Source organism: Modestobacter altitudinis (assembly GCF_005930475.1).
In the GTDB taxonomy this organism is placed as follows: domain Bacteria; phylum Actinomycetota; class Actinomycetes; order Mycobacteriales; family Geodermatophilaceae; genus Modestobacter; species Modestobacter altitudinis.
In genome coordinates this window covers 25,666-50,792 of sequence record NZ_SJEW01000008.1, presented here as the reverse complement: position 1 = coordinate 50,792, position 25,127 = coordinate 25,666, and the positions used below count along the sequence as shown (strand labels likewise).

Annotated in this window: 22 protein-coding genes; 11 read left to right on the top strand and 11 right to left on the bottom strand. The window is 74.7% G+C overall.

All coding sequences use genetic code 11. The annotated features are described in order from the left end of the window. The first annotated feature begins 17 nt into the window (after positions 1-17). Both FHL79_RS26090 and FHL79_RS05040 read left to right on the top strand, forming a co-directional pair. Entirely contained in the window at positions 18-401 is a 384-nt protein-coding gene (locus FHL79_RS26090; RefSeq protein ID WP_138757536.1) for an SDR family oxidoreductase, read from the top strand. Beyond that, entirely contained in the window at positions 398-2,248 is a 1,851-nt protein-coding gene (locus FHL79_RS05040; RefSeq protein ID WP_218938329.1) for a glycoside hydrolase family 15 protein, read from the top strand. The genes FHL79_RS26090 and FHL79_RS05040 overlap by 4 nt, the downstream gene beginning before the upstream one ends. A gap of 51 nt (positions 2,249-2,299) precedes the next feature. On the opposite strand, the gene FHL79_RS05035 is transcribed toward FHL79_RS05040, so the two are convergent. Both FHL79_RS05035 and FHL79_RS05030 read right to left on the bottom strand, forming a co-directional pair. Further along, positions 2,300-5,065 carry a S8 family serine peptidase gene (locus tag FHL79_RS05035; protein ID WP_138757535.1) on the bottom strand — a complete coding sequence of 922 codons (2,766 nt, stop codon included), beginning with the start codon at positions 5,063-5,065 and terminating at the stop codon, positions 2,300-2,302. A 166-nt stretch (positions 5,066-5,231) separates the two neighbouring features. Continuing rightward, a complete protein-coding gene (locus FHL79_RS05030; RefSeq protein WP_138757534.1) occupies positions 5,232-6,767 on the bottom strand; it encodes a class I adenylate-forming enzyme family protein in 1,536 nt (511 codons plus the stop codon). Between the two features lie 216 nt (positions 6,768-6,983). On the opposite strand from FHL79_RS05030, the gene FHL79_RS05025 reads away from it, so the two are divergent. Then, the gene (locus tag FHL79_RS05025; RefSeq protein WP_138757533.1) at positions 6,984-7,832 is read left to right on the top strand and encodes a formate/nitrite transporter family protein; all 849 of its coding nucleotides are present in this window, start codon (positions 6,984-6,986) and stop codon (positions 7,830-7,832) included. Between the two features lie 67 nt (positions 7,833-7,899). Here FHL79_RS05025 and FHL79_RS05020 read toward each other — a convergent pair whose 3' ends face one another. The 3 genes from FHL79_RS05020 to FHL79_RS05010 form a co-directional block, all read right to left on the bottom strand. After that, positions 7,900-10,536 (bottom strand): ExeM/NucH family extracellular endonuclease, encoded by a 2,637-nt coding sequence (locus tag FHL79_RS05020; RefSeq protein WP_246080366.1) that lies wholly within the window; start codon positions 10,534-10,536, stop codon positions 7,900-7,902. A gap of 144 nt (positions 10,537-10,680) precedes the next feature. Further along, a complete protein-coding gene (locus FHL79_RS05015; RefSeq protein WP_138757531.1) occupies positions 10,681-10,947 on the bottom strand; it encodes a hypothetical protein in 267 nt (88 codons plus the stop codon). 25 nt (positions 10,948-10,972) lie between these two features. Next, positions 10,973-11,353 (bottom strand): YybH family protein, encoded by a 381-nt coding sequence (locus FHL79_RS05010; RefSeq protein WP_138757530.1) that lies wholly within the window; start codon positions 11,351-11,353, stop codon positions 10,973-10,975. Between the two features lie 169 nt (positions 11,354-11,522). Between FHL79_RS05010 and FHL79_RS05005 the strand changes: the two genes are divergently transcribed. The 3 genes from FHL79_RS05005 to FHL79_RS04995 all read left to right on the top strand — a co-directional run bounded on the left by FHL79_RS05005 (position 11,523) and on the right by FHL79_RS04995 (position 13,806). Then, positions 11,523-12,563: a glutathione S-transferase family protein gene (locus FHL79_RS05005; RefSeq protein WP_138757529.1), complete on the top strand. Its 1,041-nt coding sequence runs from the start codon at positions 11,523-11,525 to the stop codon at positions 12,561-12,563. A 71-nt stretch (positions 12,564-12,634) separates the two neighbouring features. Beyond that, positions 12,635-12,952, top strand: coding sequence for an EthD family reductase (locus FHL79_RS05000; protein ID WP_246080365.1), 318 nt, complete (start codon positions 12,635-12,637; stop codon positions 12,950-12,952). Between the two features lie 8 nt (positions 12,953-12,960). Next, the gene (locus FHL79_RS04995; RefSeq protein WP_246080363.1) at positions 12,961-13,806 is read left to right on the top strand and encodes a hypothetical protein; all 846 of its coding nucleotides are present in this window, start codon (positions 12,961-12,963) and stop codon (positions 13,804-13,806) included. Here FHL79_RS04995 and FHL79_RS04990 read toward each other — a convergent pair. After that, positions 13,710-14,297 (bottom strand): TIGR03086 family metal-binding protein, encoded by a 588-nt coding sequence (locus tag FHL79_RS04990; RefSeq protein ID WP_138757528.1) that lies wholly within the window; start codon positions 14,295-14,297, stop codon positions 13,710-13,712. The genes FHL79_RS04995 and FHL79_RS04990 overlap by 97 nt on opposite strands. A gap of 127 nt (positions 14,298-14,424) precedes the next feature. On the opposite strand from FHL79_RS04990, the gene FHL79_RS04985 reads away from it, so the two are divergent. Both FHL79_RS04985 and FHL79_RS04980 read left to right on the top strand, forming a co-directional pair. After that, positions 14,425-15,747 (top strand): alkaline phosphatase, encoded by a 1,323-nt coding sequence (locus FHL79_RS04985; protein ID WP_138757527.1) that lies wholly within the window; start codon positions 14,425-14,427, stop codon positions 15,745-15,747. Positions 15,748-15,945: 198 nt separating this feature from the next. After that, positions 15,946-16,569, top strand: coding sequence for an antibiotic biosynthesis monooxygenase (locus FHL79_RS04980; protein WP_138757526.1), 624 nt, complete (start codon positions 15,946-15,948; stop codon positions 16,567-16,569). Positions 16,570-16,641: 72 nt separating this feature from the next. Here FHL79_RS04980 and FHL79_RS04975 read toward each other — a convergent pair whose 3' ends face one another. From FHL79_RS04975 to FHL79_RS04965, 3 genes are all read right to left on the bottom strand, one after another. Further along, entirely contained in the window at positions 16,642-17,187 is a 546-nt protein-coding gene (locus tag FHL79_RS04975) for a GNAT family N-acetyltransferase (RefSeq protein WP_246080362.1), read from the bottom strand. 110 nt (positions 17,188-17,297) lie between these two features. After that, a complete protein-coding gene (locus tag FHL79_RS04970; protein WP_138757525.1) occupies positions 17,298-18,359 on the bottom strand; it encodes an acyl-CoA dehydrogenase family protein in 1,062 nt (353 codons plus the stop codon). After that, on the bottom strand, positions 18,359-19,522 hold the full coding sequence (locus tag FHL79_RS04965) for an acyl-CoA dehydrogenase family protein (protein ID WP_138757524.1): 1,164 nt from the start codon (positions 19,520-19,522) through the stop codon (positions 18,359-18,361). Before FHL79_RS04965 ends, FHL79_RS04970 begins: the two co-directional genes overlap by 1 nt. Before the next feature lie 294 nt (positions 19,523-19,816). Between FHL79_RS04965 and FHL79_RS04960 the strand changes: the two genes are divergently transcribed. Next, positions 19,817-20,329: a GNAT family N-acetyltransferase gene (locus FHL79_RS04960; RefSeq protein WP_171058023.1), complete on the top strand. Its 513-nt coding sequence runs from the start codon at positions 19,817-19,819 to the stop codon at positions 20,327-20,329. Between the two features lie 52 nt (positions 20,330-20,381). Next, complete coding sequence (locus FHL79_RS04955) at positions 20,382-20,819, top strand: DUF1810 domain-containing protein (protein ID WP_138757522.1); 438 nt, start codon at positions 20,382-20,384, stop codon at positions 20,817-20,819. Between the two features lie 60 nt (positions 20,820-20,879). Here the strand turns inward: FHL79_RS04955 and FHL79_RS04950 are convergent, their stop codons facing one another. After that, positions 20,880-21,614: an alanyl-tRNA editing protein gene (locus FHL79_RS04950; RefSeq protein WP_138757521.1), complete on the bottom strand. Its 735-nt coding sequence runs from the start codon at positions 21,612-21,614 to the stop codon at positions 20,880-20,882. 154 nt (positions 21,615-21,768) lie between these two features. On the opposite strand from FHL79_RS04950, the gene FHL79_RS04945 reads away from it, so the two are divergent. Then, on the top strand, positions 21,769-24,081 hold the full coding sequence (locus tag FHL79_RS04945; RefSeq protein WP_138757520.1) for a HelD family protein: 2,313 nt from the start codon (positions 21,769-21,771) through the stop codon (positions 24,079-24,081). A 74-nt stretch (positions 24,082-24,155) separates the two neighbouring features. Here the strand turns inward: FHL79_RS04945 and FHL79_RS04940 are convergent, their stop codons facing one another. Further along, positions 24,156-25,031 carry an endonuclease domain-containing protein gene (locus tag FHL79_RS04940; protein ID WP_138757519.1) on the bottom strand — a complete coding sequence of 292 codons (876 nt, stop codon included), beginning with the start codon at positions 25,029-25,031 and terminating at the stop codon, positions 24,156-24,158. Between the last annotated feature and the right edge of the window lie 96 nt (positions 25,032-25,127).

Sequence of the window (25,127 nt, the reverse complement as noted above, 5' to 3'; positions counted from 1 at the left end):
GGGGCACGACCGGGGTCGTGGCCGACCAGTTCACCTTCAGCGACCCCACCACGCTCTACCGGACCGGCGGCTACCCGGAGCAGCACCAGGACGCCCCCGGCCTCGCGGAGGACCTCGCGCCCGGCGCGGACCACGGCGAGCAGAGCTACCGGGGCACCCAGCAGCTCGCCCCCAGGGGCATCCGGGTCAACGTCGTCGCACCAGGCCCGTTCTGGACCCCACTGCAGGCCACCGGCGGCCAGCCTCCCGAGGCGCTGCCGGAGTTCGGCAAGGAAACCCCGCTGGGTCGCGCCGGCCAGCCGGCCGAGCTCGGCCCGGCCCACGTCTTCCTCGCCTCGCCCGAGTCCAGCTACGTCACCGGCGAGACCCTCAACGTCAACGGTGGGATGCCGACGCCGTGACGCCGGACGACCCCGCGCCGCAGGACACCGAGCGCCGCCCGCACCTGCACTGGGGTGCGGGCGGCGCCCCGGCCCCGGTCGCGGAGCGGGACGACGACGGCTACGCCGACCTGCGCTCCTATGCCGCGATCGGCGACGGCCGCACCGTCGCGCTGATCGCCCGGGACGGCCGGATCGACTGGTTGCCGCTGCCGGAGATGGACGCCGCCCCCGCGTTCGGCGCGCTGCTGGACGCCGACAACGGTGGCTGCATCGAGCTGTGCCCGGTCGAGGAGTTCACCGTCGCCCGGTCCTACGTCGAGCACACCAACGTGCTGACCACCACCTTCACCACCGCCTCGGGGTCGGTCCGGGTCACCGACGCGCTGAACTCCGGCATCGCCGGCCGGCTGCCGTGGTCGGAGCTGGGCCGCCGGATCGAGGGGCTGACCGGGTCCGTGCGGATGCGCGCCGCCGTCCGGCCGGGCACCTGCCTGAACACCGCTGCGCCGTGGGTGCACCAGACCGCGCACGGCCCGGTGCTCCGGGTCGACGGGCTCACCCTCGCCGTCCGCACCCTGGACGCCGACGAGGTCACCGTCGGCGACCGGCGGATCGACGTCACCTTCACCACCTCGCCGGGCTCCCGGCAGCTGCTCGGCCTGGTGGCCACCGAGGACGAGCCGCTGTTCCTCCCCCGTGCCGAGGACGTCGACCGCGGCATCGACCGCACCGTCGGCAACTGGACCGCCTGGATGGCCGAGTTCTCCTGGGACGGCCCGTGGGACACCGCCGTCCGGCGCAGCACGCTGCTGCTCAAGCAGCTGAGCCACGCCGCGAACGGGTCGATGGTCGCTGCCGCGACCACCTCGCTGCCGGAGGACCCGGCCGGCGGCAAGAACTGGGACTACCGCTACGCCTGGGTCCGCGACTCCGCCTACGCGCTCACCGCGCTGTTCCGGTTCGGGCTGCGCGAGGAGACCCACGGCGCGATCAGCTGGCTGCTGTCCACGGTGCGGGAGAACGGGCCGGAGCCGCAGGTCGTCTACTCCCTCGACGGCGGGCTGGTACCGGTCGCGGAGTTTCGCGACGTGCCCGGCTGGCGTGGCATCGGCCCGGTGGTGAGCGGCAACAACGCGGCCGGGCAGCTGCAGCTGGGCGTCTTCGGCGACCTGTTCGCCATCGTCTCGCTGTACGTGGAGAACGGGAACGTGCTGGACGCCGAGACCGGCCGGCTGCTCGCGCAGATCGCCGACCTGACCTGCGACCGGTGGCAGGCCAAGGACTCCGGCATGTGGGAGCTGCCGGAGGCCCGGCACTACACGACGTCCAAGCTCGGCGCGTGGATGGCGCTGACCAAGGCGGTGGAGCTGGCCGAGGCGGGGCACGTCCCCGGCGACGACGCCCGCTGGCGCAGTGAGGCCGAGCGGATCCGGTCCTGGGTCTCCGAGCACTGCTGGTCCGCCGACCGCGGCGCCTACGTCTGGTACCCCGGCAGCGACCAGCTGGACGCCTCGATCGTGCTGCACGCGATCAGCGGGTTCGACCGCGGGACGCGGATGAGCTCGACGCTGGACGCGCTGCGCGCCGACCTCGGCGCCGGCCCGCACCTGTACCGGTACAGCGGGGCGCACAAGGAGGAGGGCGTCTTCCTGGCCTGCTCCTTCTGGATGGTGTCGGCGCTGACGCTGTGCGGTCGGGTCGACGAGGCCCGCGCGCTGATGGACGAGCTGATGCCGTGCGCCAACGACGTCGGCGTGCTCGCCGAGATGCTCGACCCGGCCACCGGCGACTTCCTCGGCAACCTGCCCCAGGCGCTGTCCCACCTGGCGCTGGTCAACGCCGCGATCACCGTCTCCGAAGCCTGACCCCACCCCCTCTTCGCCAAAAGTGCACTTTTGGCGAAGATGGGGTGAGGATCAGACCGCCAGGCCGCTGCAGGCGGACGCGCAGTTCACCCGCCAGATCGCCGGCGCCAGCGAGCGGAACACCGACGAGCGGACCAGCCGCTCACCGTGCGGCCCGGCGACGGCGGTGGGCGCGGCCGCGGTCGGGGTGGCGGCCGGTGCACTGGCCGTCGGCGTGCTCCGCGGGGTCGTGCCGGCCGCCGGCGTCGTCGGCGCGCTGGCGGCGGGCAGGTAGGTGAGCCCACCGGTCAGCACCGTGGGGGTGCCACCGGGGACCGACACGTAGACGTCGTAGGTGCCGGCCACCAGCGCCGGGGTGGTGAACACCAGCCGCGTCGCGGACACCGAGGACACGACGGCCGGGCTGGTCAGGCCGATGCGCACCTGGGCGTTCGCCGGGATGGCGCTGCCGGTGACGGTGACCCGGGTGCCGCCCTCGACGCCCACCCGGGTCGGGCTGATCGAGGTCAGCCCGAACGGGCCGCTGGGCGGGTAAGTGGTGCTGCCCCCCGGTCCCGGCGACGTCGGGGCCGTGCCGGCGCCCGGGGTGCTGCCGGCCGAGGTCGGCGCGCTGGTGCCGGCCACCGACGGCGTGCTGCCGGTCGGGACGCCGGCCGTCGGGGTCGCCGCCCGGGTCGGGGTCGCCGCACCGCTGGTCGGGGCGGACGTCGGGCCGGCGGCCCGCGTCGTCGTCGGCGCCGCAGTCGAGCTGCCGGGGACCGAGCCCGGTGGCACCGACGCGGTGGGCTTCGTCGCGGTGGGCTGGGAAGCGGTGGGCACCGCTGCGGTGGGCGCGGCCGAACCGGGCGCCGAGGTGCCCGGGCGCGGGCCGCCCGTCGTCGGGGCAGCCGGTCCGGTCCCGGGCGCGGTGGGGGCACCGACGCTCGGGATGCCCGGCGCGGCGGTCGTCGTCCGCGGGGTGCTCGTCGCGGTCGCCGTGGGGGTGGTGGTGGCCCGTGGCGTCGGGGATGCCGAGCCGCTGGGAGCCGGTGCCGTCGGCACCGTCCGCTGCCCCACCAGCAGCGGAGCGGCGAACCGGAGGCCCACCGGGGCGCCATCCCGGTACAGCTGCACGGTCAGCACGTACCGCGCCGCCTGCAGCTCGGTGGACGGCGACAGCACCAGCGGGCCGGCGCTGGGGCGCGGGCCCAGGTCGAAGAGCGCCTCGCCGCTGTCGTCGGTGGTCGCCGTGACGCCGTCCAGGGTGATCGCCTGCCCGGAGACGGCGAACAGCTCACCGCTGTACTCCTCCCCCAGGCCGAAGCGCACGGCGTAGCCGCCCGGCGGTGTCGACCCGCTCACCACGACCTGCGGTGCGACCGGGCCGGCCGCGGCCACCATCGAGGTGAAGCTGTACTGCACCTCGGCGGCGGTGTTGCCCAGCGCGGTCAGCGACAGCCGGCCACCGCTCACCGACCGGCGGGCGAACGCGGCCACCGGCTGGGTGTCGTCGAGCAGCTGCTGGCGCAGCTGCGTCATGGTGGCGGCCGGGTAGTGCGCCCGGTACAGCGCGACCGCGGCAGCGACCTCGGGCGCGGCCATCGAGGTGCCGTCCATGGCGACGTAGCCGCCACCCGGCGCCGGGGAGACGATCGCCTGGCCGGGGGCGAACAGGTCGACCGTCGTGGCGCCGTAGCCGGAGAAGGAGCTGATCGTGTCCGCGGCGGTGCTGGACCCGACGGTGAGCACCGCGGGGCTGGTGGAGTTCGCCGGGTAGGTCGGGGTGCGGTCGCGGTCGAGGGAGTCGTTGCCGGCTGCGGCCACCACGAGCACGCCGTGGGCGTCGGCGTAGTCGATGGCGGCGGCGAGCACCGGGGCCAGCCCGGGGCCGCCCCAGCTGGCGTTGACGACGTCGGCACCGTGGTCGACCGCGTAGTGGATCGCCGCGGCCGCGGCGGTGATGTCCACCGACGAGCCGTAGCCGACCACCAGCGGCATGATCTGCACCCCGGGAGCGACCCCGGCCGAGCCCTCGCCGTTGCCGGCGCGGGCCCCGGCGATCCCGGCCACGCCGGTGCCGTGGCTGTTGCCGCCGCCGTTCACGACATCGGCGCTGGCGCCGTAGAAGTTCCAGCCGTGGCAGTCGCCGACCAGCCCGTCGCCGTCGGCGTCGGTGTCGCAGTCGGGGTTGGTCCACAGCGCGCCCTGCAGGTCGGGGTGGCTGGTGTCCATGCCGCTGTCGGTGACCGCGAGCACCATCCCGGTCCCGGTGCCGGCCCGCCAGCCGGTGGGCGCGTCGACGTCCGCCCCGGCGACGGCCGGCTGGTTGAGCGCGTTGCTGCCGGTGTTGGCGAGGTTGTAGCCGTAGCGGGCCCAGTAGGGGTCGCTGACGGTGCCGCCGGAGAACGTCCCGGTGGCCGAGAACTGCACGTCGGCGCCGGCCACGACGCCGGCGAGGTCGGCCGGGGCGAGGCCGTGCGTCGCCACCAGCGCGGAGCCGTCGAAGACCCGCTGCACGGTGGCCACCCCGGCGTGCCCCTGCAGCGCGGCGAGTTCGGCGTCGCTGACGCTGCCCGCGGCGCCGGTCACGACGAGCCGGGTGAGCCCGTCGCCGGCCGGGACGGCGTCGGCCGCCGGCGCGAGAGCGGGAGCGGCGAGCGCGAACTGGTCGATCGCGGCCGCGCCGCCGAAGCCCAGCGCCGCGGTCGCCACGACGGCCACGGCCCGCTGGCGTGAGGTGCGCGCCCCGGCCAGCACGCCGCGGTACCGACCCGAGGTGTCCTCGGGACGGCGGAGGGGGGGCGTGCTGCCGCTGCGGTACTGGCCGTGCTCGCTCATCTGCTGCCTTCGCTCGACGCCGCGACCCGAGACGGGCCGTTCGGTCGCATCGACAGCCGGCGCGCAGAACTGGATGCCCCGATCGAGGGATCTCCCGCTCGATCGCCCACCGCGCGCCTTCGGCGACCGGGCGGCTCACCGGAGGCGCGACGTCGGCGAGGGGCCGTCAGCGCGGGACGGCGGTCCACTCGGTCTGCTGGCGCAGCGGGCTCTTGAGCACCTTGCCGCCGGCGTTGCGCGGCAGCGGCGCCTCCAGCACCCGGACGAACTGCGGCACCTTGAAGTCGGCGAGCCGGGTGCGGGCGAAGGCGATGAGCGACGGGACGAGCTCCCCCGCCGTCACCCCCGGGCGGGGCAGCACCACGGCGCCGACCTTCTCCCCCATCACCGGGTCCGCGACCCCGACCACCGCCACCTCGACGACGTCGGGATGGGCGGCCAGCGCGTTCTCCACCTCGACGGAGTACACGTTCTCCCCGCCGCGGTTGATCATGTCCTTGGCCCGGTCGACGATCCGCACCAGGCCGGCGAAGCCGGGGCCGTCGGTGATCGTGGCCATGTCGCCGGTGTGCAGCCAGCCGTGCACGAAGGTCTCCGCCGTCCGCGCCGGGTCGCCCCAGTACCCGGCGACGACGTTGGGCCCGCGCACCAGCAGCTCGCCGATGCCGGTCTCGTCGTCCGGCCGGTCGACCCGCACGTCGTTCACCGGGGTCGGGAAGCCGACGGCGTCGGCGTGCGTGGCGGCGTACTCGTGCGGCAGGAAGGTCGCCAGCGCCGAGGTCTCGGACAGCCCGAACCCGTTGCCCAGCCGCGCGCGCGGGAACGCCTCGAGCAGCCGCTGCACCAGGTCCGGGGCGATCGGGGCACCGCCGTAGCTCAGCGTCCGCACGGTGGAGACGTCGGTCGTCGGGAAGGCGGGGTGCCGCAGCACCAGCTCGTAGATCGTCGGCACGCTGGTCAGCAGGGTGATGCCGTGGCGCGGCACAGCCGCCAGGAACGCCGCCGGGTCGAACCGCGGCATCACGACGGACAGCCCGCCCAGCGCGACCTGGGTCATCATCTGCGAGCAGCAGCCGGTGACGTGGAACAGCGGCACCGAGATGAGGGTCGCGTTCGAGACCCCGGGGTCGCGGGAGAGCTGGCGGCAGCGGATGACGCTCTCGATGGTCGACAGGAAGTTCTCGTGCGTGAGCATCGCGCCCTTGGGGCGGCCGGTCGTGCCGCTGGTGTAGAACAGCGCGGCCACGTCGCCGTGCGCGGGGTCGGCGGCCTCGCCGGGCTCCCCGTCGGGCAGCGGCTCCCCCGGCCGGACGACGTGGGCGGCGCCGCAGTCGGCGAGGACGTACTCGACCTCGGCCTCGGCCAGCCGGGTGTTCAGCGGGACGACGATGCCGCCGGCCAGGTGGGTGCCCCAGAAGGCGAGCAGCCAGTCCAGCCCGTTGCCCAACCGGACGGCGACCCGGTCACCACGGCCCACCCCGGCGTCCCGCAGTCCGCCGGCCACCCGGGCGGCGCGCTCCCACAGCTCGGCGTAGCCGACCGCCGGCCCGTCCAGCTCGACCACGGCGGGGCGGTCCGGGTGGCGCTGCACGGTCTCCTGGAGCAGGGCGACGACGTTGCGGTGCAGCCCGGTGTACCGGCGGACCCCGTCGGCACCGACCTCGGTGCCGCTGCTGTCGAACGGGTCGTGGACCTCGGGCACGGCACCTCCAGCTCATGGTGACGTCGTTGCCACCGGAAACCATTCTGCGCCCCGCCCGGTGCGACCCGGCGGGCAGTCGTGCTCTGCTGCCCGCCAGGCAGCAGAGCACGAGCGCCGGGGGTGGCACCCGGCTCGCCTGGCGGGAGAGCACACCGCCGGGGACGCTGACCCTCGCGGCCCAGCCCCGGCCGCCGCGGCACCCCCTCGGAGGCGCACATGACCGATCGTGAACCGCAGGAGATGGCCCAGGCCGCCGTCGAGACGGGAGCGAAGAAGACCCATCGCAGCTGGGACCGGGTGCTCGTCAGCTCCTTCCTCGCCGGGGCGTACATCTCCTTCGGCGCCCTGGTGGCGATCACCGTGTCCTCGGGCCTCGACCCGGCGACCTGGGGCACGCTGCCGACGCTGTTCATGGGCGCGGCGTTCACCCTCGGCCTGGTGCTGGTCCTGATCGCGGGGTCGGACCTGGCGACGGGCAACATGATGCTGGTCCCGCTCAGCGCGATGCGCGGCCGGATCACCGTGGCCGACGTCGTCCGCAACCTGACCCTGGTGCTGATCGGCAACCTGATCGGCGCGGTCTTCGTCGCCTTCTTCCTCGCCGTGCAGACCGGCGTGATCGGGCACGCCGGGGCCAGCGGGAGCCCCGGGCTGACCTACGAGCGGCTGGCCGCCATCGCCGAGGGCAAGGCGACCGGGGAGTCGCACTGGCAGGTCTTCCTGCGCGGGATCGGCTGCAACTGGCTGGTCTGCCTGGCGGTGTGGATGTCCCTGGCGACCAAGAACGTCTCCGGCAAGGTGCTGGTGATCTTCTTCCCGATCATGGCGTTCGTGGCGATGGGCTTCGACCACGTGGTGGCCAACATGTTCTTCCTGCCCGCCGCGATCTTCGCCGGCGTCCCGGACCTGACCTGGGGCGACGTGCTGCTGAACTGGCTGTTCGCCGGGGTGGGCAACCTGGTGGGCGCCGTCGTCTTCGTCTCGACGTCCTACTGGTACCTGTTCCTGCGCGACCAGCCCGACCCGGTCGCGGCGCCCTCGGCACCGGACGCCGAGCGGGCCTGAGCCGGGAACGGCAGACGGCGGCGCCCCCGGTCCGAGGACGCCGCCGTCCGGTCACCTCACGAGCCGGTCAGGACCCGGCGCCCTCCTGCTCGACCCGGCCGGTGCCCCGGCCCTGATCGAGCTGATCGGTGCCCGTCCCGCCGAGCAGCGTGTCGTTGCCGTTGTCGCCGAACAGCCGGTCGTTCCCGGCGCCGCCCAGCAGCACGTCGTCGCCGTTGCCACCGCGGACGACGTCGTTCCCGTCGCCGCCGCAGAGGACGTCGTTCCCGTTGCCACCGGTGATCGTGTCGTTGCCGCCGAAACCCATGATCACGTCGACGCCGTTGCCACCGCTGATCGTGTCGTTGCCGGCGGTGCCACGGATCGTCGGGACGAGTCCGTTGCACCGCTCGGCCAGGTCGATCCCGAGCAGCAGCGGGTCGTGGTCACTGGAGCGGTACGGGTTGGGCGCGTACAGCTCCGGGTCACCGGTGTACTGGTAGGCGAAGGACTCGACCGAGTTGATGTTCCAGTGCACGAGGCCGGTGACCTTGGCGGCGAGCTCGGTCGAGGCCAGCGCGTGGTCCAGGGAGCCCGACAGCGCGTCGAACACGTAGCTGTACCGGCCCGGGTCGAACTCCTCGCCGAGGTCGACGTAGCCGGCCGTGCGCAGCGCCTCGATCGGGTCCTCCTGGGTGTAGGCGTTGAAGTCGCCCATCAGGACCACGTCCGGGTCGCCGGTCTGCTGCCGGAGCCGCTCGGTGAAGGCCGCCAGCGACTGCGCCTGGCGGACCCGGTCGCCGTTGTAGGCACCCTGCCCGGTGTCGGCGTTGTCACCGGTGGCGTCGGTGCCGCCGCCCTTGGACTTGAAGTGGTTGGCCACCACGGTGAAGGCGTCGCCGTCCCTGGTGAACGTCTGGGCGATCGGCTCCCGGGCGTTGGACCAGACCGCCTCGTCGACCAGCCCGACCGACGGACCGACCGGCGTGACGACGGCGGGCTGGTAGATGACAGCGCTGCGGATCACGTCCCGGTCGACGGCGTACAGCTCCTGCGGAAAGGGGACGTAGGCCCACTTCCCCGAGCCGGCCGCGGCGTTCAGCCGGCCGACCAGCTCGGCGAGCGCGGTGTCGGCGTTGCCCGGCGTGAGGCCGGTGGAGTCGGTGTCCTCGATCTCCATCAACGTGACCACGTCGGCGTCCAGCGCGTTGATCGCCGGCACGATCTTGCCGGCCTGCTCGTCGAGCTCGGCCTGGCTGGTGGCGCCGCGGCCGACCCCGCCGAAGGTGAGGAAGTAGTTGAGCACGTTGAACGCGCCCAGCTGGACGTCACCACCGACCGCGCCCGGGGCGGTCGGACGGGTGTTCCGGGCGGCGAAGACGCCGTCCGCGGTGCCGTCGGCCGGCTGCAGCCGCCAGGCGTCGAACCCGTAGCCCAGCACGAGGGGCTCGGTGAACTCCACCTGGTCACCGACCCGCACCGGGGTGGTCGGGGACAGGTAGGGGGCGTTCGGCACGGTGAGCCGGGTGCTGGCCGCGTCGTCCAGGACGATGCTGCGCAGCGCGTTCTGCGCCGCGATCGCGTCAGCGGCGGCACCGGGACGGGCCAGCTCGGTGGGCTGGACCAGCAGCCCGCCCTCGGACAGGGTCAGCTCGCCGAAGCTCGTGAGGTCGAAGACCTCGCTGACGGTGAGGGTGTCCGCCGGGGCGACGCGCATGCCCTCGAGCCGCTCGCGAGCGGCGGCGTCGGCCGGCAGGTCCAGCGGGGTGGGCGCGGGCAGGTCAGCGACCGTGCCGTCGGTGCAGACACCGACGGCCGTTCCCGCGTTGACCTGGGTCTGCCCGAACGCCTCCTCGGCCCGGCCGGTCACCGCCACCGTGTCGCCGAGGTCCACTGCTGCGGTGGAGTGGACGAAGACGCCGTCGGAGGTCGCAGCGGCGCCGTCGCCGTCCCGGTCCTGCAGGTAGAAGCCGGACAGGCCGGGGACGTCGCCGACGACGACGCCGCGCACGGTGACCGTCGAGCCCGCCAGCGGGGTGGCGTCACCGGCGCCCTGGACGGCGCCGATCTCGTGCGTCGCTGGGGTGTCGCAGACCTCGCCGGCAGCCGGCGGCGGCTCGACCGGAGCCGGTGCGGTGTTGACCGCGCCCTTGGTGGCCGGGCCCGGACCGGACCAGACCAGCGTGTCCGCGGCGGCATCGTAGGCCCGGGAGAGCGACTGCCCGACCGGCGTGCCGCTGCCCTCGGCGACCCCGATCTCTGTGCTGGTCGTGCCCGCGGCCGGGCCGCTCACGGCGGTCAGCGTGCCCTCGTAGGAGAAGAACTCGAGCACCTCGCCGTCCGCTGCAACCAGGGCGATGCCGTCCGGCGCGCCGTTCTGCAGGCCGTCGACCGGGTAGTCGACGACCACCACGGCGGGCGCGTCGGCCGGTGCGGTCACCAGCGGGAGCGCGTCGGTGTCGTACACCGTGTTGTTGCCGCCGTTGTAGAGGACGACGGACAACCCGGCCGAGCTGGTGCCCGCGGGGATCTGCACCTCGACGAACTCACCGGCGTCGGCACCGGCGTTGTCGTAGTGGACCTCGGAGAGGAACGGCGCGCTGGGCGGCGCGGCAGCCGCGACGGCCGGGACGGCGACGGCGGCGAGCACGGCGGCGGACGCCGCTGCTGCGCTGAGTGCTCCGCGCCGGACGGCGGTGCGGGCGGTACCTGGAGGGAGGGGCACGAACGGTCCTCTCGGAGGGCGACTCGATCGGCAGGACCGGCACAGCATGAGCAACTGCTGTGAACGGGTAACTGACTGTAAGTGACCATCCCGTGACGCCGCGAGGTGACTTCTGCAGGGACGGCGCGTCGCCGAGGAGGACCGTCAGTCGGTGGGTTCCGCCGGGCGCGTCGGCTCGGCGGGAGTCTCACCGGCCGCAGCCTCCTGCCGCTGCAGCTTGCGGAAGCGCAGCGACTCCAGCAGCACGTACCCGAACAGCACGGTCCAGGCGAAGCTGAGGAAGGCCTCGCCGTACCGGCCGTCGACCAGCTTCAGGACCAGTTGCACGACGTTGTAGACGGCCGCGGCCCCGGCGAGCAGCTGGACCCCGATGTTGGCGAACCAGTCAGGGCGGGCGGGGTTGGCGGCCATGCCCCCAGGCTAGGCGACCCCGGCGTCACGCCGGGGACGCCACCGGGTCGCTGGAGTTCCAGATGTCCAGGCCGAAGCGCCAGCTGCCGTCGGGCTGCCGCCGGTGGACCACGACGTACTTGCCCCGGTCGACGACCTCGGTCCCGGCGCGGACCTGGTAGCGGCCCTGCTCGACGGCGACGTCGCCGTGCTCCTCCAGCGCCACGGTCTCCAGCGCTCCGCCGTCCACGCCGGCGTCGATCGCGCCCTGCCAGAAGTCGCGGATCGCCGGGCCCTCGACCACGTCGCTGCCCGGCGGGAAGAGCCGGGCGTCCGGGGCGTAGACCGACATGACGATGTCGGCGTCGCCCTTCTCCAGCCCCTGCCCGAAGGTCTGGTTCAGGGCGTCGATGTCGCTGCGGGCCATGACGGTCTCCTGTTCTCCGGTGAGAGGACCAGCCTCCGAGCCGAGGCGCCGGGCGGGAAGGCGCGTCGCCCCGCCGACACGCCCCCGGAGCCGGCAGCCACCCTCAGCTGGCAGCCCCTCACGCACCGGTCACCCGGCGCGCGGTCGCGCCGTCGGGAAGGCTGGGGACGTGAGCACCGAGCAGAGCGGCAGCGGCTACGTCGAAGCGGGCCAGGAGTACCAGCGCGACTCGAACTACATCACCGACCGGATCACCGCCGACGGCTCCAGCGGCTGGCCGGTGGAGGCCGACCGCTACCGGCTGGTGATCGCCCGGGCCTGCCCGTGGGCCAACCGCGCCGCGATCGTCCGGCGGCTGCTCGGCCTCGAGCCGGTGATCTCGATGGGCATCTGCGGTCCCACCCACGACGAGCGCAGCTGGACCTTCGACCTGGACCCCGGCGGCCGTGACCCGGTGCTGGGCTACGAGCGGCTGCAGGAGGCGTTCCTCGCCCGCGACCGCGAGTACCCGCGCGGGATCACCGTGCCGGCGATGGTCGACCTGCCCACCAAGGCCGTGGTGACCAACGACTTCCGGCAGATGACCCTCGACTTCTCCACCGAGTGGACCGAGCTCCACCGCGCCGGCGCCCCGGACCTCTACCCCGAGCACCTCCGCGAGGAGATGGACGAGGTCATGCAGCGCGTCTACACAGAGGTCAACAACGGGGTCTACCGCTGCGGGTTCGCCGGGTCCCAGCGCGCCTACGACAAGGCCTACGACCGGCTGTGGACGGCGCTGGACTGGCTGGAGGAGCGGCTGTCGACGCAGCGGTTCCTGATGGGCGACACGATCACCGAGGCCGACGTCCGGCTGTTCACCACGCTGGCCCGGTTCGACGCCGTCTACCACGGCCACTTCAAGGCCAACCGGCAGAAGCTGACCGAGATGCCGGTGCTGTGGGCCTACGCGCGCGACCTGTTCCAGACTCCGGGGTTCGGCGACACCACCGACTTCCCGCAGATCAAGGAGCACTACTACGTCGTGCACGCAGACATCAACCCGACGCAGATCATCCCGCAGGGCCCGGACACGTCGAACTGGCTGACCGCGCACGGCCGCGAGGAGCTCGGTGGCAGCCCGTTCGGCGACGGCACGCCGCCCGGCCCGGTCGCCGCGGGCGAGGAGGTCCCGGCCGACCACGGCCCCGGCGGCCTCGGCCACCGCTGACCCGCCACACTCTGGTTGGCTGGTCAGCGCGCCGGGCAGCGGAGCCCGGCCATCTCCGAGGGAGCCCCATCGTGCACCGACTGATCGTCCAGTACGGCCAGCCCACCGACCCGGCCGAGTTCGACCGGCACTACCGCGACGTGCACGTCGGGTTGGCCCAGGCCATCCCCGGCCTGCAGCGGTTCTCCATCGGCCACGCCGCCTCGCTGGACCCGAGCGCGCCGGCCCCCTACCTGGTGGCCGAGCTGGACTTCGACTCGGCCGAGGCGATGGGCGCCGGCATGAGCTCGGAGGCCGGCCGGGCCGCGGGCGCCGACGTCGGCACCTTCGCCACCGGCGGGGCCACCATGGCCAGCTTCGACGTCGAGGACGTCAGCCCCGCGGGCTGACCCCTCTCATGTCCCCCGACCGGCCGGCGTTCGCCCTCCCCAGCGCGGGGCCCGACCCGTTGCCGTGGGACACAGCGCTGGCCGCCGTCCTCGGGTACGCCCGGGGGCGGCGTCCGCTGCGCTACCGCTCCCCGATCGAGCGGGAGGGCCGCTGGGTGCTGGTGCCGGCGTTCGGCTTCGAGCGGTTCGACCGCCGGCCGGTGCCGGCCGACCCGCTCGGGGACGACGACGTGCTGGTGGCCGAGGGCGTGCACGGCCGGCTGGACCCGGAAGGCTGGGCGACGGTCCGCCGGGCGCTGGACGACGTCGGGCCGGCGGCTGCGGCGCTGGCCGCCCGCGCCGGCGGCCGGCCGTTCTGGGAGCTGCCCGACGACGAGGTCTCGGTGCTCGGTGAGCCCGGCACCGTCGGCGCGGCGCTGCGGGCCCTCGGCGAGCCGCCCGGCCCGCACGGCCGCTACGTCGTGGCCGCGCTGCACCACCGCCGCCCGGCGCTGGTGCCCCTGGTCACCCGCACCACCTGGCTGCAGCTGGTGCCGCACCTGGTGGAGGGCGACAGCGGGGTCGCCGCCGTCGTGCACCGGGAGCTGCAGGGCAACGCCGAGGCCTTCGGCGGGCTGGAGGACGTCGTCGCCGACCTGCTCGGGCACCGGCTGACCCGGCTGCGGCTGCACGACCTGCTGCTCTGGCTCACCGCCACGTTGCGGCTCCCTGCCGCGGTGGCGTTGGGCCGGGACACCGCGGAGTGGCCGGGGGACGGTCAGCCCACCGGCCGCCAGCCGGGGTCGCGCCCGGTGAGCCCGAGCAGCTGGTCCAGCTCCGGGGCGTCCGCCGGCACCGGGACCTCCGGCCCGTAGATCGAGTCCCGCGCCTCGGGCACCGCCGCGGCGAACTCGCGCCCGTAGGCGGTGCAGGCGCGCACCGCGGCCGGGTCGGGTGCGTACGCCCGGCCGGTGGCCACGGCGAGGTCCCAGCCGTGCACCACCACCTCGTTGAGGGCCACCCGCCCGGCCCACGCTGCCGGCAGCGCGACGCCGCCGGGCTCGGCGGTGCCCTCCCAGGCCGCCGGGTCGCGCCAGGCGTCGGCCAGCTCGTCGAGCTCGCGCGGGATGCGGGTGCGCCAGTCCGCCGGCAGCGCGTCGGCGGAGGGGCTCGGCGCCCCGGTCGACCGTTTCTCCGCCGCCAGCCGCAGCCCGACGGCCAAACCGTGCAGGTGGTCCAGCAGCGCGGCCACCGAGGTGTCGGCGCACGGCGTCGGGGCGGTCAGCTGGTCCTCGGGCACCGCCGTCACCACGCGGGCGACCTCGGCGACCGAGGAGGTGAGGTCCAGCGGTGTCGTCGTCGTCATGCGGGAGGGACCGTCCGGCACAGCGGAACTCATCGACGTCTGGAGTGGCGCGGGTCACAGTGTGCTCGCAGGCTGCTCTCAGCTCGACCACACCGACCGCGGCCGTCCAGCCGCACCAGGGAGAGTCATGTCCACCACCAGAATGCGGCGCCTCCAGCGCCGGACCCTGCCGCTGTGTCTCGCCGCCACGCTCGTGGGCGGTGGCGCCGTCGTCCTGCTGCCCGGCGCCGCCTCCGCCGGCGGGGACGGCCACGGCCACCACCCGCGGAGCGTCATCTTCGTCAACGGCGACGGCATGGCCGCCGCCCACCGCGAGGCCGCCCGGCTGGACCAGGAGGGGTTCGACGGCCAGCTGGCCATGGACTCCCTCCCGATCGCCGGGCTGCAGACCACCGACGCGCGTGACCCGGAGGACACCGTCACCGACTCGGCCGCGGCGGCGAGCGCCTGGGCGACCGGGGTGAAGACCTACAACGGCGCGATCAGCGTCGACGTCGACGGCAACCCGCTGCCGGTCATCGGCGCGGAGGCCCAGCAGGCAGGCCTGGCCACCGGGCTGGTGACCACCGCGCAGGTCACCGACGCGACCCCGGCCGCGTTCTTCAGCAACTCGGTGAACCGCAGCGCGCAGGACGACATCGCCCGCCAGTACCTCGAGGTCAGCAGGCCGCAGGTCATCCTGGGCGGCGGCGAGGACTGGTGGCTGCCGGCCGGCGACGAGGGCACCTACGCACCCCGCACCGGCGACACCGAGGACCCGGAGGTCTCCCGCAGCACCCAGGGCGACCTGGTCGCGCAGGCCGAGGGCCTGGGTTACGAGTACGTGAGCACCGCCGCGGAGTTCGCCGCCGCCGACTCCGACCAGCTGCTCGGGCTCTTCGCCAACGAGGAGATGTTCCAGCAGCGACCCGAGGGCCAGGGCGACGAGTTCTCCCCCCTCGTCCCGCTGGCCGACATGACCACCAAGGCCCTCGACATCCTGTCCGAGGACGAGGACGGCTTCTTCCTGCTGGTCGAGGAAGAGGCCGTCGACGAGATGAGCCACAGCAACAACGGCACCCGGATGCTCGAGGCGATGCGCTCGCTGGACGCCGCGGTCGAGGTCGCGGAGGCCTACGTCGCCGAGCACCCGGACACGCTGCTGATCGTCACCGGTGACCACGAGTGCGGTGGGCTGACCATCGAGGACGTCGACCCCGAGGACGAGAGCGGCCCCGGCGGGACCCTGCCGCAGGAGACCGCGGTCGAGGGCGACACCGAGTCCGGCGAGGACGGCCCGTTCCTCGTCGCCGGGAGCGAGGACTACGACTTCGCGCTGGACTGGACGACGACCGGGCACACCGGTGTGCCCACCGTGGTGACCGCGGAGGGGCCGGGCAGCGAGGAGCTGACCGGCTACTACCCGAACACCCACCTGCACGAGGTCGTGCGGGGGGTGCTGCTCGGCTGATCCCGGGGGCGGGGCCGTCCTCGTCGGGCGGCCCCGCAGCCCCTGGGCCTCCTGTCGCAGCGCGGTCTCGGACAGTCGCGAACCGCCGTATGCGGAACGGAGGGGTATCGCAGGGCGGTTCCCGCAGCGGCGAGCGAGCGGGCAGAGTCGGTCCTGCGGTCGTGCCGCCGGGGCACCGCCGGCCGAGGGGAGCTGCGGATGTACGCCCGAACCGCCACGCTGCGCGGGAACCCAGGAGCGCTCGACGAGGCGACCAGGTTCGTGCGGGAGGAATGGCTGCCCACGACCACCGGGATGGACGGCTGCACCGGCATGTCGATGCTGGCCGGACCGAACTCGGGCCGCTGCATCGTCACCACCGGGTGGGAGACCGAGGCCGCGCTGAAGGCCAGCGAGCAGGCCATGCGCCCCAACCGCGCGCAGCTGGGCAAGCTGCTCGGCGCCGTCCCCCTGGTCGCGCAGTGGGAGATCGCCGTCATGCACCGGGCCCAGCAGGCCGGTGACCACGCCTGCTGCCGGGTGACCTGGAGCGCGCTGCGCGACCCGGCCGCCGTCGACGAGGACATCGCGACCTTTCGGATGACGCTGCTCCCCCGGATCGAGGAGCTGCCCGGCTTCTCCAGCGTCAGCCTGATGGTCGACCGGCTGACCGGCCGGGCCGTGGCCGCGGTCAACTACGTCGACCGGAACGCCATGATCGCCGCCGGCCAGCGGGCCGACCAGCTGCAGGGCGAGTACTCCCGGTCGATGGGCGGCCGGATCACCGAGGTCGCCGAGCTCGACCTGGTCATCGCCCGCCTCCGCATCCCCGAGACCGTCTGAGCCGGTTCCGGCGCCGAGACCCGCCTGGGTTCGGCGCCGGAACCCGAGCCGGGTTCGGCGCCGGGACCGGCTTCAGGACGTCGGCAGGCCGAGGTAGGTCACGCCCGGGTCGGGGACGGCGATCTCGGTGAACCCGAGGTGGTCGTAGAAGGCGCGGGCCCGGTGGTTGGCCGGGTCGACGCCGAGGTGCAGGGCGGCTGCCCCGGCGCGGGCCGCCGCGGCCCGGAACGTGTCGATCAGCGCCCGGCCGTGACCGGCGCCCTGGTGGGTGGGCAGCAGGTCGATGTGCAGGTGCGCCGGGTACGCCGCCAGCTCGGGCCGGAGCATCCCTTCGGGCCGGTGCAGCAGCGCGACCATCGCCTGCTCCGCCGTCCGGGGCGGGACCGGTGGCGCCGGGTACCGGTCGGCCAGCCGCGGCAGCCACTCCCGTCGCCAGTGGCGGACGAACGCGGCGGTGTCCGCGGTGCCGACCACGTAGCCGACGGCCCGGTCGCCGTCGTCCAGCACGAAGGCCAGCGACGGCTCGAGGTCGACGTACGGGCCGGCGAACAGGTCGGGCATCAGGTCGTCGGTCGACCACCGGCCGCGGGCGTTCCCGCCGGCGGACGCCGTGCGCACGCAGACGTCGTAGACCGCGGCCCGGTCCGCCGCCCGGTACGGCCGGATGGTGGCCCCCGTGCAGGGGCCCGCCGCGAGCGTGCAAGTGGTGGGGGCAGGGAAGTCCTTCCTCACACGACCCGGGTGAGCGCCGGCCAGAGCGCGTCGGGGCCGTCGGCGAGCAGCCGCTCGCCGAGCACCCGCGACCACGCCAGCTCGGTGCCGGCCTCGTCCCGCCACGACCAGCACCGCCGGGTGAGGTGGTGCAGCTTGTGCTCCTGGGTGAACCCGATGGCGCCGTGCACCTGGTGCGCGAGCCGGGCGACCACCTCGACCGCCGCCCCGGCGCGGACCTTGGCGGCCGCGGCGGCCGGCACCAGGGACTCCCCGCGCTCGGTGGCCTGCACCGCGGCGTCGACCAGCGCGGCGACGGCGGTCACCTCACCGGCCATCTCGGCCAGCTCCATCTGGATCGCCTGGAACCGGCCCAGCGGCCGGCCGAACTGGACCCGCTCCCCGGCGTACTGCACCGTCCAGGCGAGCACCTGCTCCAGCGCCGCGGACAGCTGCACCGCCCGGGCGAGGGCGTACCGGGCACGCAGCTCGGTGGCCTGCCGGTCGGTGAGCAGCGCACCGGCGCAGGTCACCCCGTCGAACACCAGCGAGCCGCGGGGCTCCCCGGCCAGGTTGGCCGCGTGCGTCGTCTCCCGGCCGGTGACGTCGACCAGCGCGAGCACCGGGCCGACCGGGCTGGTCGCCAGCACGACCAGGTGCCGGGCGACCCCGGCCCACGCGACGTCGGTCGCCGTCCCGGTGAGGGTCCAGCTGCCCGGGCCGTCGCCGTCGTCCCGCGGCTCCGCGCTGACCGCACCGTCGACCGCGATGGTCAGCGGCTGGTCCGGCGCGGGCAGGTCCAGGTCGGCGGCGAGGACGGCGGGCGCGGCGACCAGCAGCTGCTCGGCCACCGGGACCGCCGCGGCCCCTCGGGCCAAAGTGGCCACGATGGCCACGGCGTCGGCGAGGTCGCCGCCGGATCCGCCGGCCTCCTCGGGCAGCCCGACGCCGGTGAGCCCGGCCTCGGCCAGCGCCGCCCAGAGCCCGGCGTCCCACGGCCGGTCACGCGTGAGCACGAACGGCTCGAACGACGTGAGGATGTCCCGGACGGTCTCGACCACCAGGTCCTGGTCCGACATCAGCGCAACCCCAATCCGCGAGCGACGATCCCTCGGAGGATCTCGTTGGTCCCACCGCGCAGCGTGTAGCCCGGCGCGTGCAGCTGGGCCTCGGCCAGCGCCCGGCCCAGCGGGTCGGGTGAGTCCAGCGAGGCCACCACGTCGACCGCGCGGCGCACCTCGTCGATCACGTCGGCCTCGAACGTCGTCCCGACGTCCTTGACCAGGGCGGCCGGGATGTCGGGGAGCTCACCGCGGTCCAGCGCACCGGCGATCCGCAGCGACATCTGGCGCAGCGCCAGCAACCGGGCCGAGAGCCGGCCCAGCGCCGCCAGTCCGGCCGGGTCGGGCGCCGCGGCCACCCGCCGGGCGAACTCGGCGACGAGCGGGTAGGTGGACAGGAACCGCTCCGGTCCGGACCGCTCGAACGCCAGCTCCGCGGTCACCTGGTGCCAGCCGTTGCCCTCCTCGCCCAGCAGCATGTCGCCGGGGACGACGACGTCGTCGAACACGACCTCGTTGAAGTGGTGACCGCCGTCGAGGATGCGGATCGGGTTGACCGTGATCCCGGGCAGCGAGAGGTCGACCAGCAGCTGCGACATGCCCGCGTGCCGGCTGGCCGGGTCGGCCGGGGAGGTGCGGACCAGGGTGATCGCGTAGTGGCTGGTGTGCGCGTTCGACGTCCACACCTTGGCGCCGTTCACCACCCAGTCGCCGTCGCCGTCGCGGGTGGCCCGGGTGCGGATCGAGGCGAGGTCGGAGCCGCTGTCCGGCTCGCTCATCCCGATGACGAAGAAGCACTCCCCGGCGGCGATCCGCGGCAGGATCTCGGTGCGGTGCGCCTCGGTGCCGTAGCGCAGCAGGTTCGGGCCGGACTGCCGGTCGGCGATCCAGTGCGCGGCGACCGGGGCACCGGCGGCCAGCAGCTCCTCGGTGACGGCGTAGCGCTCCATCGCCGTCCGCTCGTGACCGCCGTACTCCTTCGGCCAGGTCATCCCCAGCCAGCCGCGCTCGCCCAGCTTGCGGGAGAAGGCCGGGTCGACGCCGGAGAGCCAGGTGTCGACGGAGGTGGTGAAGCTGCCCGCGGCCAGCTCCTCGGCCAGGAACGCGCGGACCTCCGCGCGCACCTCCTCCGCCGCTGCCGAGCGTGGCGCGGGCGCCAGCGTCAACGAGTTGCTGCCCATGCGGTGCTCCCCACGTCGGTGTGGTCCGTCTGCACCGGTTCTACAGGTCGCCGCCGTCCCCGGCGGAACGGGGTCTGCGGGCAGGGCGCGCCGGCTCGGTCCGCCTGCCGTTGCGGTGGGCCACGGCCACGCGGAGCAGGCGCGTGGGCAGTGCACCGGGACTTCTCCCGCCCTGGCAGCCGGGCCATCGTGCCGGGCATGGCGGAGGACACCGGACCAGCCGTTCGACGTGCAACCGGAGCGGACCGCGCCCGGATCGCCCAGGTCCTGACGGCGGCGTTCGCCGAGGATCCCGTGTTCACGTACCTGTTCCCCCCGGCGCTGCCGCACCGACGGCGGCGGATGCAGCGGATGTTCGACCTGGAAGCCGCCCGCAGCGACGAGCGGGGCGGCACCTGGATCGCCGGCGACGGTGCGGGCGCAGCGATGTGGTTCCCACCCGGCCGGTGGGCGCCCACCACCTGGGAGGACATCCGGGACGCGCCCCGCTGGGTCCGGTTGTTCGGCCGGCAGCTGCGGCGGGCGGGCAGGGCACGGTCCGCGATGGAAGCGCACCGACCGCTGCCCGGGCACTGGTACCTGCACTACCTGGGCGTCGAGCCGCGGGAGCAGGGGACGGGCATCGGAGGTGCACTGCTGCGGCCGGTGCTGGAGGAGTGTGACCGCACGGGCACCCCGGCCTACCTCGAAGCCTCCTGCGAGCGCAACCGCTCGCTCTACGCCCGGCACGGCTTCGTCCAGCGCGGCGCGGTGTCGCTGCCGGCCGGCGGCCCGACGGTGTTCCCGATGTGGCGGGAGCCGGCGTGACCGAGCGGCGGGCTGCCGTGCGATCGGACCGGGCGGAGGGCAGGCTGGCCAGGTGAGCGACGCCTTCGACCTGCAGCGCTTCGTCGACGCCCAGGACGGCGATGGCACGTACTCCGCCGCGCTCGCCGAGCTGCGGGCCGGGGCCAAGCGCAGCCACTGGATGTGGTTCGTCTTCCCGCAGGTCGCCGGCCTGGGCCGGAGCGCGACGGCGCAGCACTACGCGATCAGCGGCGCCGCCGAGGCGTGTGCCTACCTGGCCCACCCGGTGCTCGGCCCCCGGCTGCGGGAGTCCGCCCGCGCGCTGACCGACCTGGGCACCACCGACCCGGTCCGGGTGCTCGGCGGCATCGACGCCCAGAAGCTGCGGTCGTCGATGACCCTGTTCGCCGCCGTCTCCGACGAGCCGGTCTTCGCCCAGGTCCTGGACCAGTACTTCGGCGGCGCCCGGGACGACGCGACGACGTCCCGGCTCACCCCGACGCCGTCCTGACGGCCACTCTTCAGGGGCCCGCGCCGAGCCTGCGAGGCGTGGGGGAAGGGTGGTCCTTCTTCAGACGATCCGGATGCGGAGCCGGCGGAAGCCGCGGCCCTTGTTCTCCATCTTCACGACCTCGACCCGGCCGACCATCGCCGTCGAGGCGACGTGGGTGCCGCCGTCGGCCTGGGTGTCCAGCCCGACGATGTCCACGATCCGCACCTCCTCGAGGTCCGGGGGCAGCAGGTTGGTCGCGGTCCGGATGATGTCCGGGATCGCGAACGCCTCCTCGCGCGGCAGCACCTGCACCTGGATCGGGCGGTCGGCGGCGAGCTCGGCGTTGACCGCCTCGGCGACCCGGTCCTTGAAGTCGGGAGGCACCTCGGCCAGGTCGAAGTCCATCCGCGCGGTCAGCGGCTCCATGTTGCCGCCGGTGACCAGCGCCCCGTAGTCGCGGAAGACGACGCCGGTGAGCACGTGCAGCCCGGAGTGGGTGCGCATCAGCGCGGTCCGCCGCTCGTCGTCCAGCGCGCCGCGCACCGCTGTCCCCACCGGGGGCAGCGGGTCACCCTCGGCGGGCACCAGGTACAGCTCGTCGCCGGTGCGGGTGCCGGCGATCCGGGTGCGCACGCCGCCCCACAGCAGCACGCCCTCGTCCGGCGGCTGACCACCACCGCCCGGGTAGAACGCCGAGCGGTCCAGCACGATCCCCTGCTCGGGATCGGCGGCGACGACCGTGGCGTCCCATTCGCGGACCGTGGCGTCGGCCAGGTCGAGGCGGTGGGTGTGCCCGATGTGTGCGGTGGCCATGCCGGCATCCTGCCCGCCGTCCGGCCCGGCACGGACCAGTCCACCGGCGGTCCACTCGGACACTCATCCGCACGGGCGGCCCGGGACGACGCCGGGACACGTACGGTTGCAGGTCGCCACGACGTACCGCACGCCATCCGAGGAGCAGCCCCCGTTGTCGAGCTCGTCCCAGGATGTCGCCCCCGACCCCGACCTCGCCGCCGAACGGGCCGCAGTCACCGACCTGTACCGCCGGCTGGACGCCGCCCGCGAGCTGGCGGTGACCCGGTTCCGGCAGGCGCTGGCGATGCCGATCATCAACCCGCAGTCGCTCGGTGAGCGGGAGGCGGCCGCCCGCTTCCAGGGCCAGCGGATCACCGCGCTGGACGCCGCCGACCACGGGCTGGTCATCGGCCGGCTGGACCGCGAGGTCTCCCCGCAGCCGCTCTACATCGGCCGGGTCGGGCTCCCCGCCGACGACCCGGCCGGCGACCCGGCGCTGGTCGACTGGCGGGCACCGGCCTCGCGGCCGTTCTACACCGCGACGCCGTTCCGGCCCGAGGGCGTCCTCCGCCGCCGGCACATCCGCACCCGCAGCCGCGAGGTCACCGCCGTCCACGACGAGGTGCTGACCATCGCCGCCACCGAGACCGACGGCCCGCCGCTGACCGGCGAGGCTGCGCTGATGGCCGCGCTGACCGCCGAGCGCACCGGCCGGATGACCGACATCGTGGCGACGATCCAGGCCGAGCAGGACGCGATCATCCGCAGCGACGCCCGCGGCGTGCTGGTCGTCCAGGGCGGCCCGGGCACCGGGAAGACGGCGGTCGCCCTGCACCGCGCCGCCTACCTGCTGTACACGCACCGGGACCGGCTGGCCCGCAGCGGACTGCTGGTCGTCGGCCCCACCCCGACCTTCCTGCGCTACATCGCCGACGTCCTGCCGGCCCTCGGCGAGACCGGCGTGCTGCTCGCCGGGCTGGGCCAGCTGCGGCCCGGGCTGGACGCGCGCGGCACCGAGGCGCCCCAGGTCGCCGAGGTGAAGGGCCGGCTGGCGATGGTCGACGTGCTCAAGGCCGCCGTCCGCGACCGGGAGACGGTGCCGCGGGGCGTGCGCGAGCTGGTGATCGACGGCGTCCGGATGCCGCTGCGCCCGGTCGACCTCACCCGCTGCCGCACCACCGCCCGGCGCGCCTCGCGGCAGCACAACTTGGGCCGCCCGGCGTTCGTCCGGGCCCTGGTCGAGCTCGTCGCCCAGCGCTACGCCGACCGGATCGGCGGCGACGTGCGCGGCGGTGCCGACCTGCTCGACCGCCGGGACGTCGAGGCGCTGGAGTCGGAGATCGCCGGCGAGCCCGCCGTCCGGCAGCTGGTCGACGAGCTGTGGCCGGTGCTCACCGCTGAGGGGCTGCTGCGCGAGCTGCTGGCCGACCCGGCCCGCATCCGCCGAGCCACCAAGGGCTGGACCGACGAGGACCGGGCCCTGCTCGAGCGCGCCGCGGACGCGCCGTGGACGCCGGCCGACGTCCCGCTGCTGGAGGAGGCCGACGAGCTCCTCGGCCACGACGACAGCGCCGAGCGGGCGCGGGAGGCGCGCCGCCGCCGCCGTGCCCAGGAGGAGGCGCAGGAGACCCTGGACCTGCTGCACGGCTCCCGGTCCACGGACCTGGAGGACGACGAGGAGGGCGAGGAGCTGACCGCCGGCGACCTGCTGGACGCCGAGCAGCTGGCCGAGCGGGACGCCGACCTGGACACCCGGACCGCCGCCGAGCGCGCCGCCACCGACCGCAGCTGGGTGTTCGGCCACGTCGTCGTCGACGAGGCGCAGGAGCTCTCGGCGATGACCTGGCGGCTGCTGGCCCGCAAGTGCCCCACCCGGTCGATGACCGTCGTCGGCGACCTGGCGCAGACCGGCAGCCTGGCCGGCGCGACCGACTGGGGCGCGGTGCTCCGGCCGCACGTCGGCGAGCAGTGGCGGCTGGCCCAGCTCACCGTCAACTACCGGACGCCGGCCGAGATCATGGCGGTCGCCGCCGACGTGCTGGCCGCGAGCGATGCCGTCACCGCCGCGCCGCAGTCGGTGCGGAGCACCGGGGTGCCGCCGGTCGCCGAGCAGGTCCCCGCGGACCGGCTGCTCCCCCGGGCCGCCGAGGTGACCGCCGAGCTGGTCGCGGCCGGCGGCACGGTTGCGGTGATCGTCCCGCCGAGCCGGGTGCCGGCCGTCGTCGACTGCCTGGCCGGGGCGTTCCCCGTCGTCTCCGCCGGACCGGCCGCGGACTCCTCGGCCGGCCCGGTGGTGCTGGTGCCGGCCGAGGCCAAGGGGCTGGAGTTCGACTCGGTGCTGCTGGTGGACCCGCAGGGCCTGCTCGACGAGGGCGTCCGCGGGCACAGCGACCTCTACGTCGCGCTGACCCGCCCGACCCAGCGGCTCACGGTGCTCTCCCCCGGCGAGCTCCCCGCCGAGCTGCACCGCCTCACCGACGCCTGACCCGGTCCCGGCACCGAGTGTGCGGGCAGCGGGCCCTGGACGGTTCGCAGAGCCCGTTGCCTGCACATTCGCTGTCAGGGAACGAGCAGGGCACTGAGGCGGGCGATGAGCTCGGCCGGACGGTGGACGTCGACCGCCGTGGCGAAGACGATCCGCCAGCCGGCGTCCCCCAGCTCGTTCCACCGCCTGCGGTCCTTGCCCAGCTGCCCCGGATCGCCGTGCCACTGCCCGTCGTACTCCAGTGCGAGCCGGTGCTCGGGCCAGGCGAAGTCCAGCCGCAGTGGCCGCCGGCCGGCTCGCGGCACCTCGAACTGGGCGATCGGTGCGGGCAGCCCGCTGCGCAGGAGCAGCAGCCGGATGCGGGTCTCCTGCGGCGATTCGGCCTTCCCGTCGGCGAGCGAGCAGGCCAGCCGCGCCCGGCGGCAGCCGCGTCCTGTCCCGACCTCCGCCAGCGCCCGGACCCGCGGGAGGTCAGCCGGTCCACGGGAGGTCAGCTGATCGACTGCGACGACGGCGTCGTCCAGCGGCAGGGCGCCTGCCACGGCCACGGCCGTCGCGTCAGGATCTGTCACCAGCACGCCCCGTCGCGCGCACACGTGCCGGGGATCGAGCAGCACCCGCCGGGCCCGCACCCCGGGCACGCGCATGGGGTGCGCCCCCGGCAGGAGGGCCAGCTCCACGTCGTCCTGCGCGGAGGCCAGGTCGACGCCCCAGAGGACCGCGGCGCTCCGGCCGATGACGACTGCCCCAGGGCGTAGCACGCCTGCAGCGGCCCGGGCGCGGAGTGCGTGGGTGATCGGCTGGTCCGCGGCGACGTGGACGTCGCGGAACAATGCCGTCCACGCCGGACCGCGGAGCTCGTCGGGCGTCAGGAGGCCTCGCTGCACCGCTGTCGACCCGCGGAACACCCCAGTGCGCAGTTCCGCGGGAACGCGGGGACGGACGGCCACCGGAGCAGGGTGCCCGTCGGAGGAGGGTCGGCGCTGACGCCGTCCACAGGCCCCGTCGGGAGTGCAGCTACCGGGCCCTCAGCGCGCTCGGGAGCC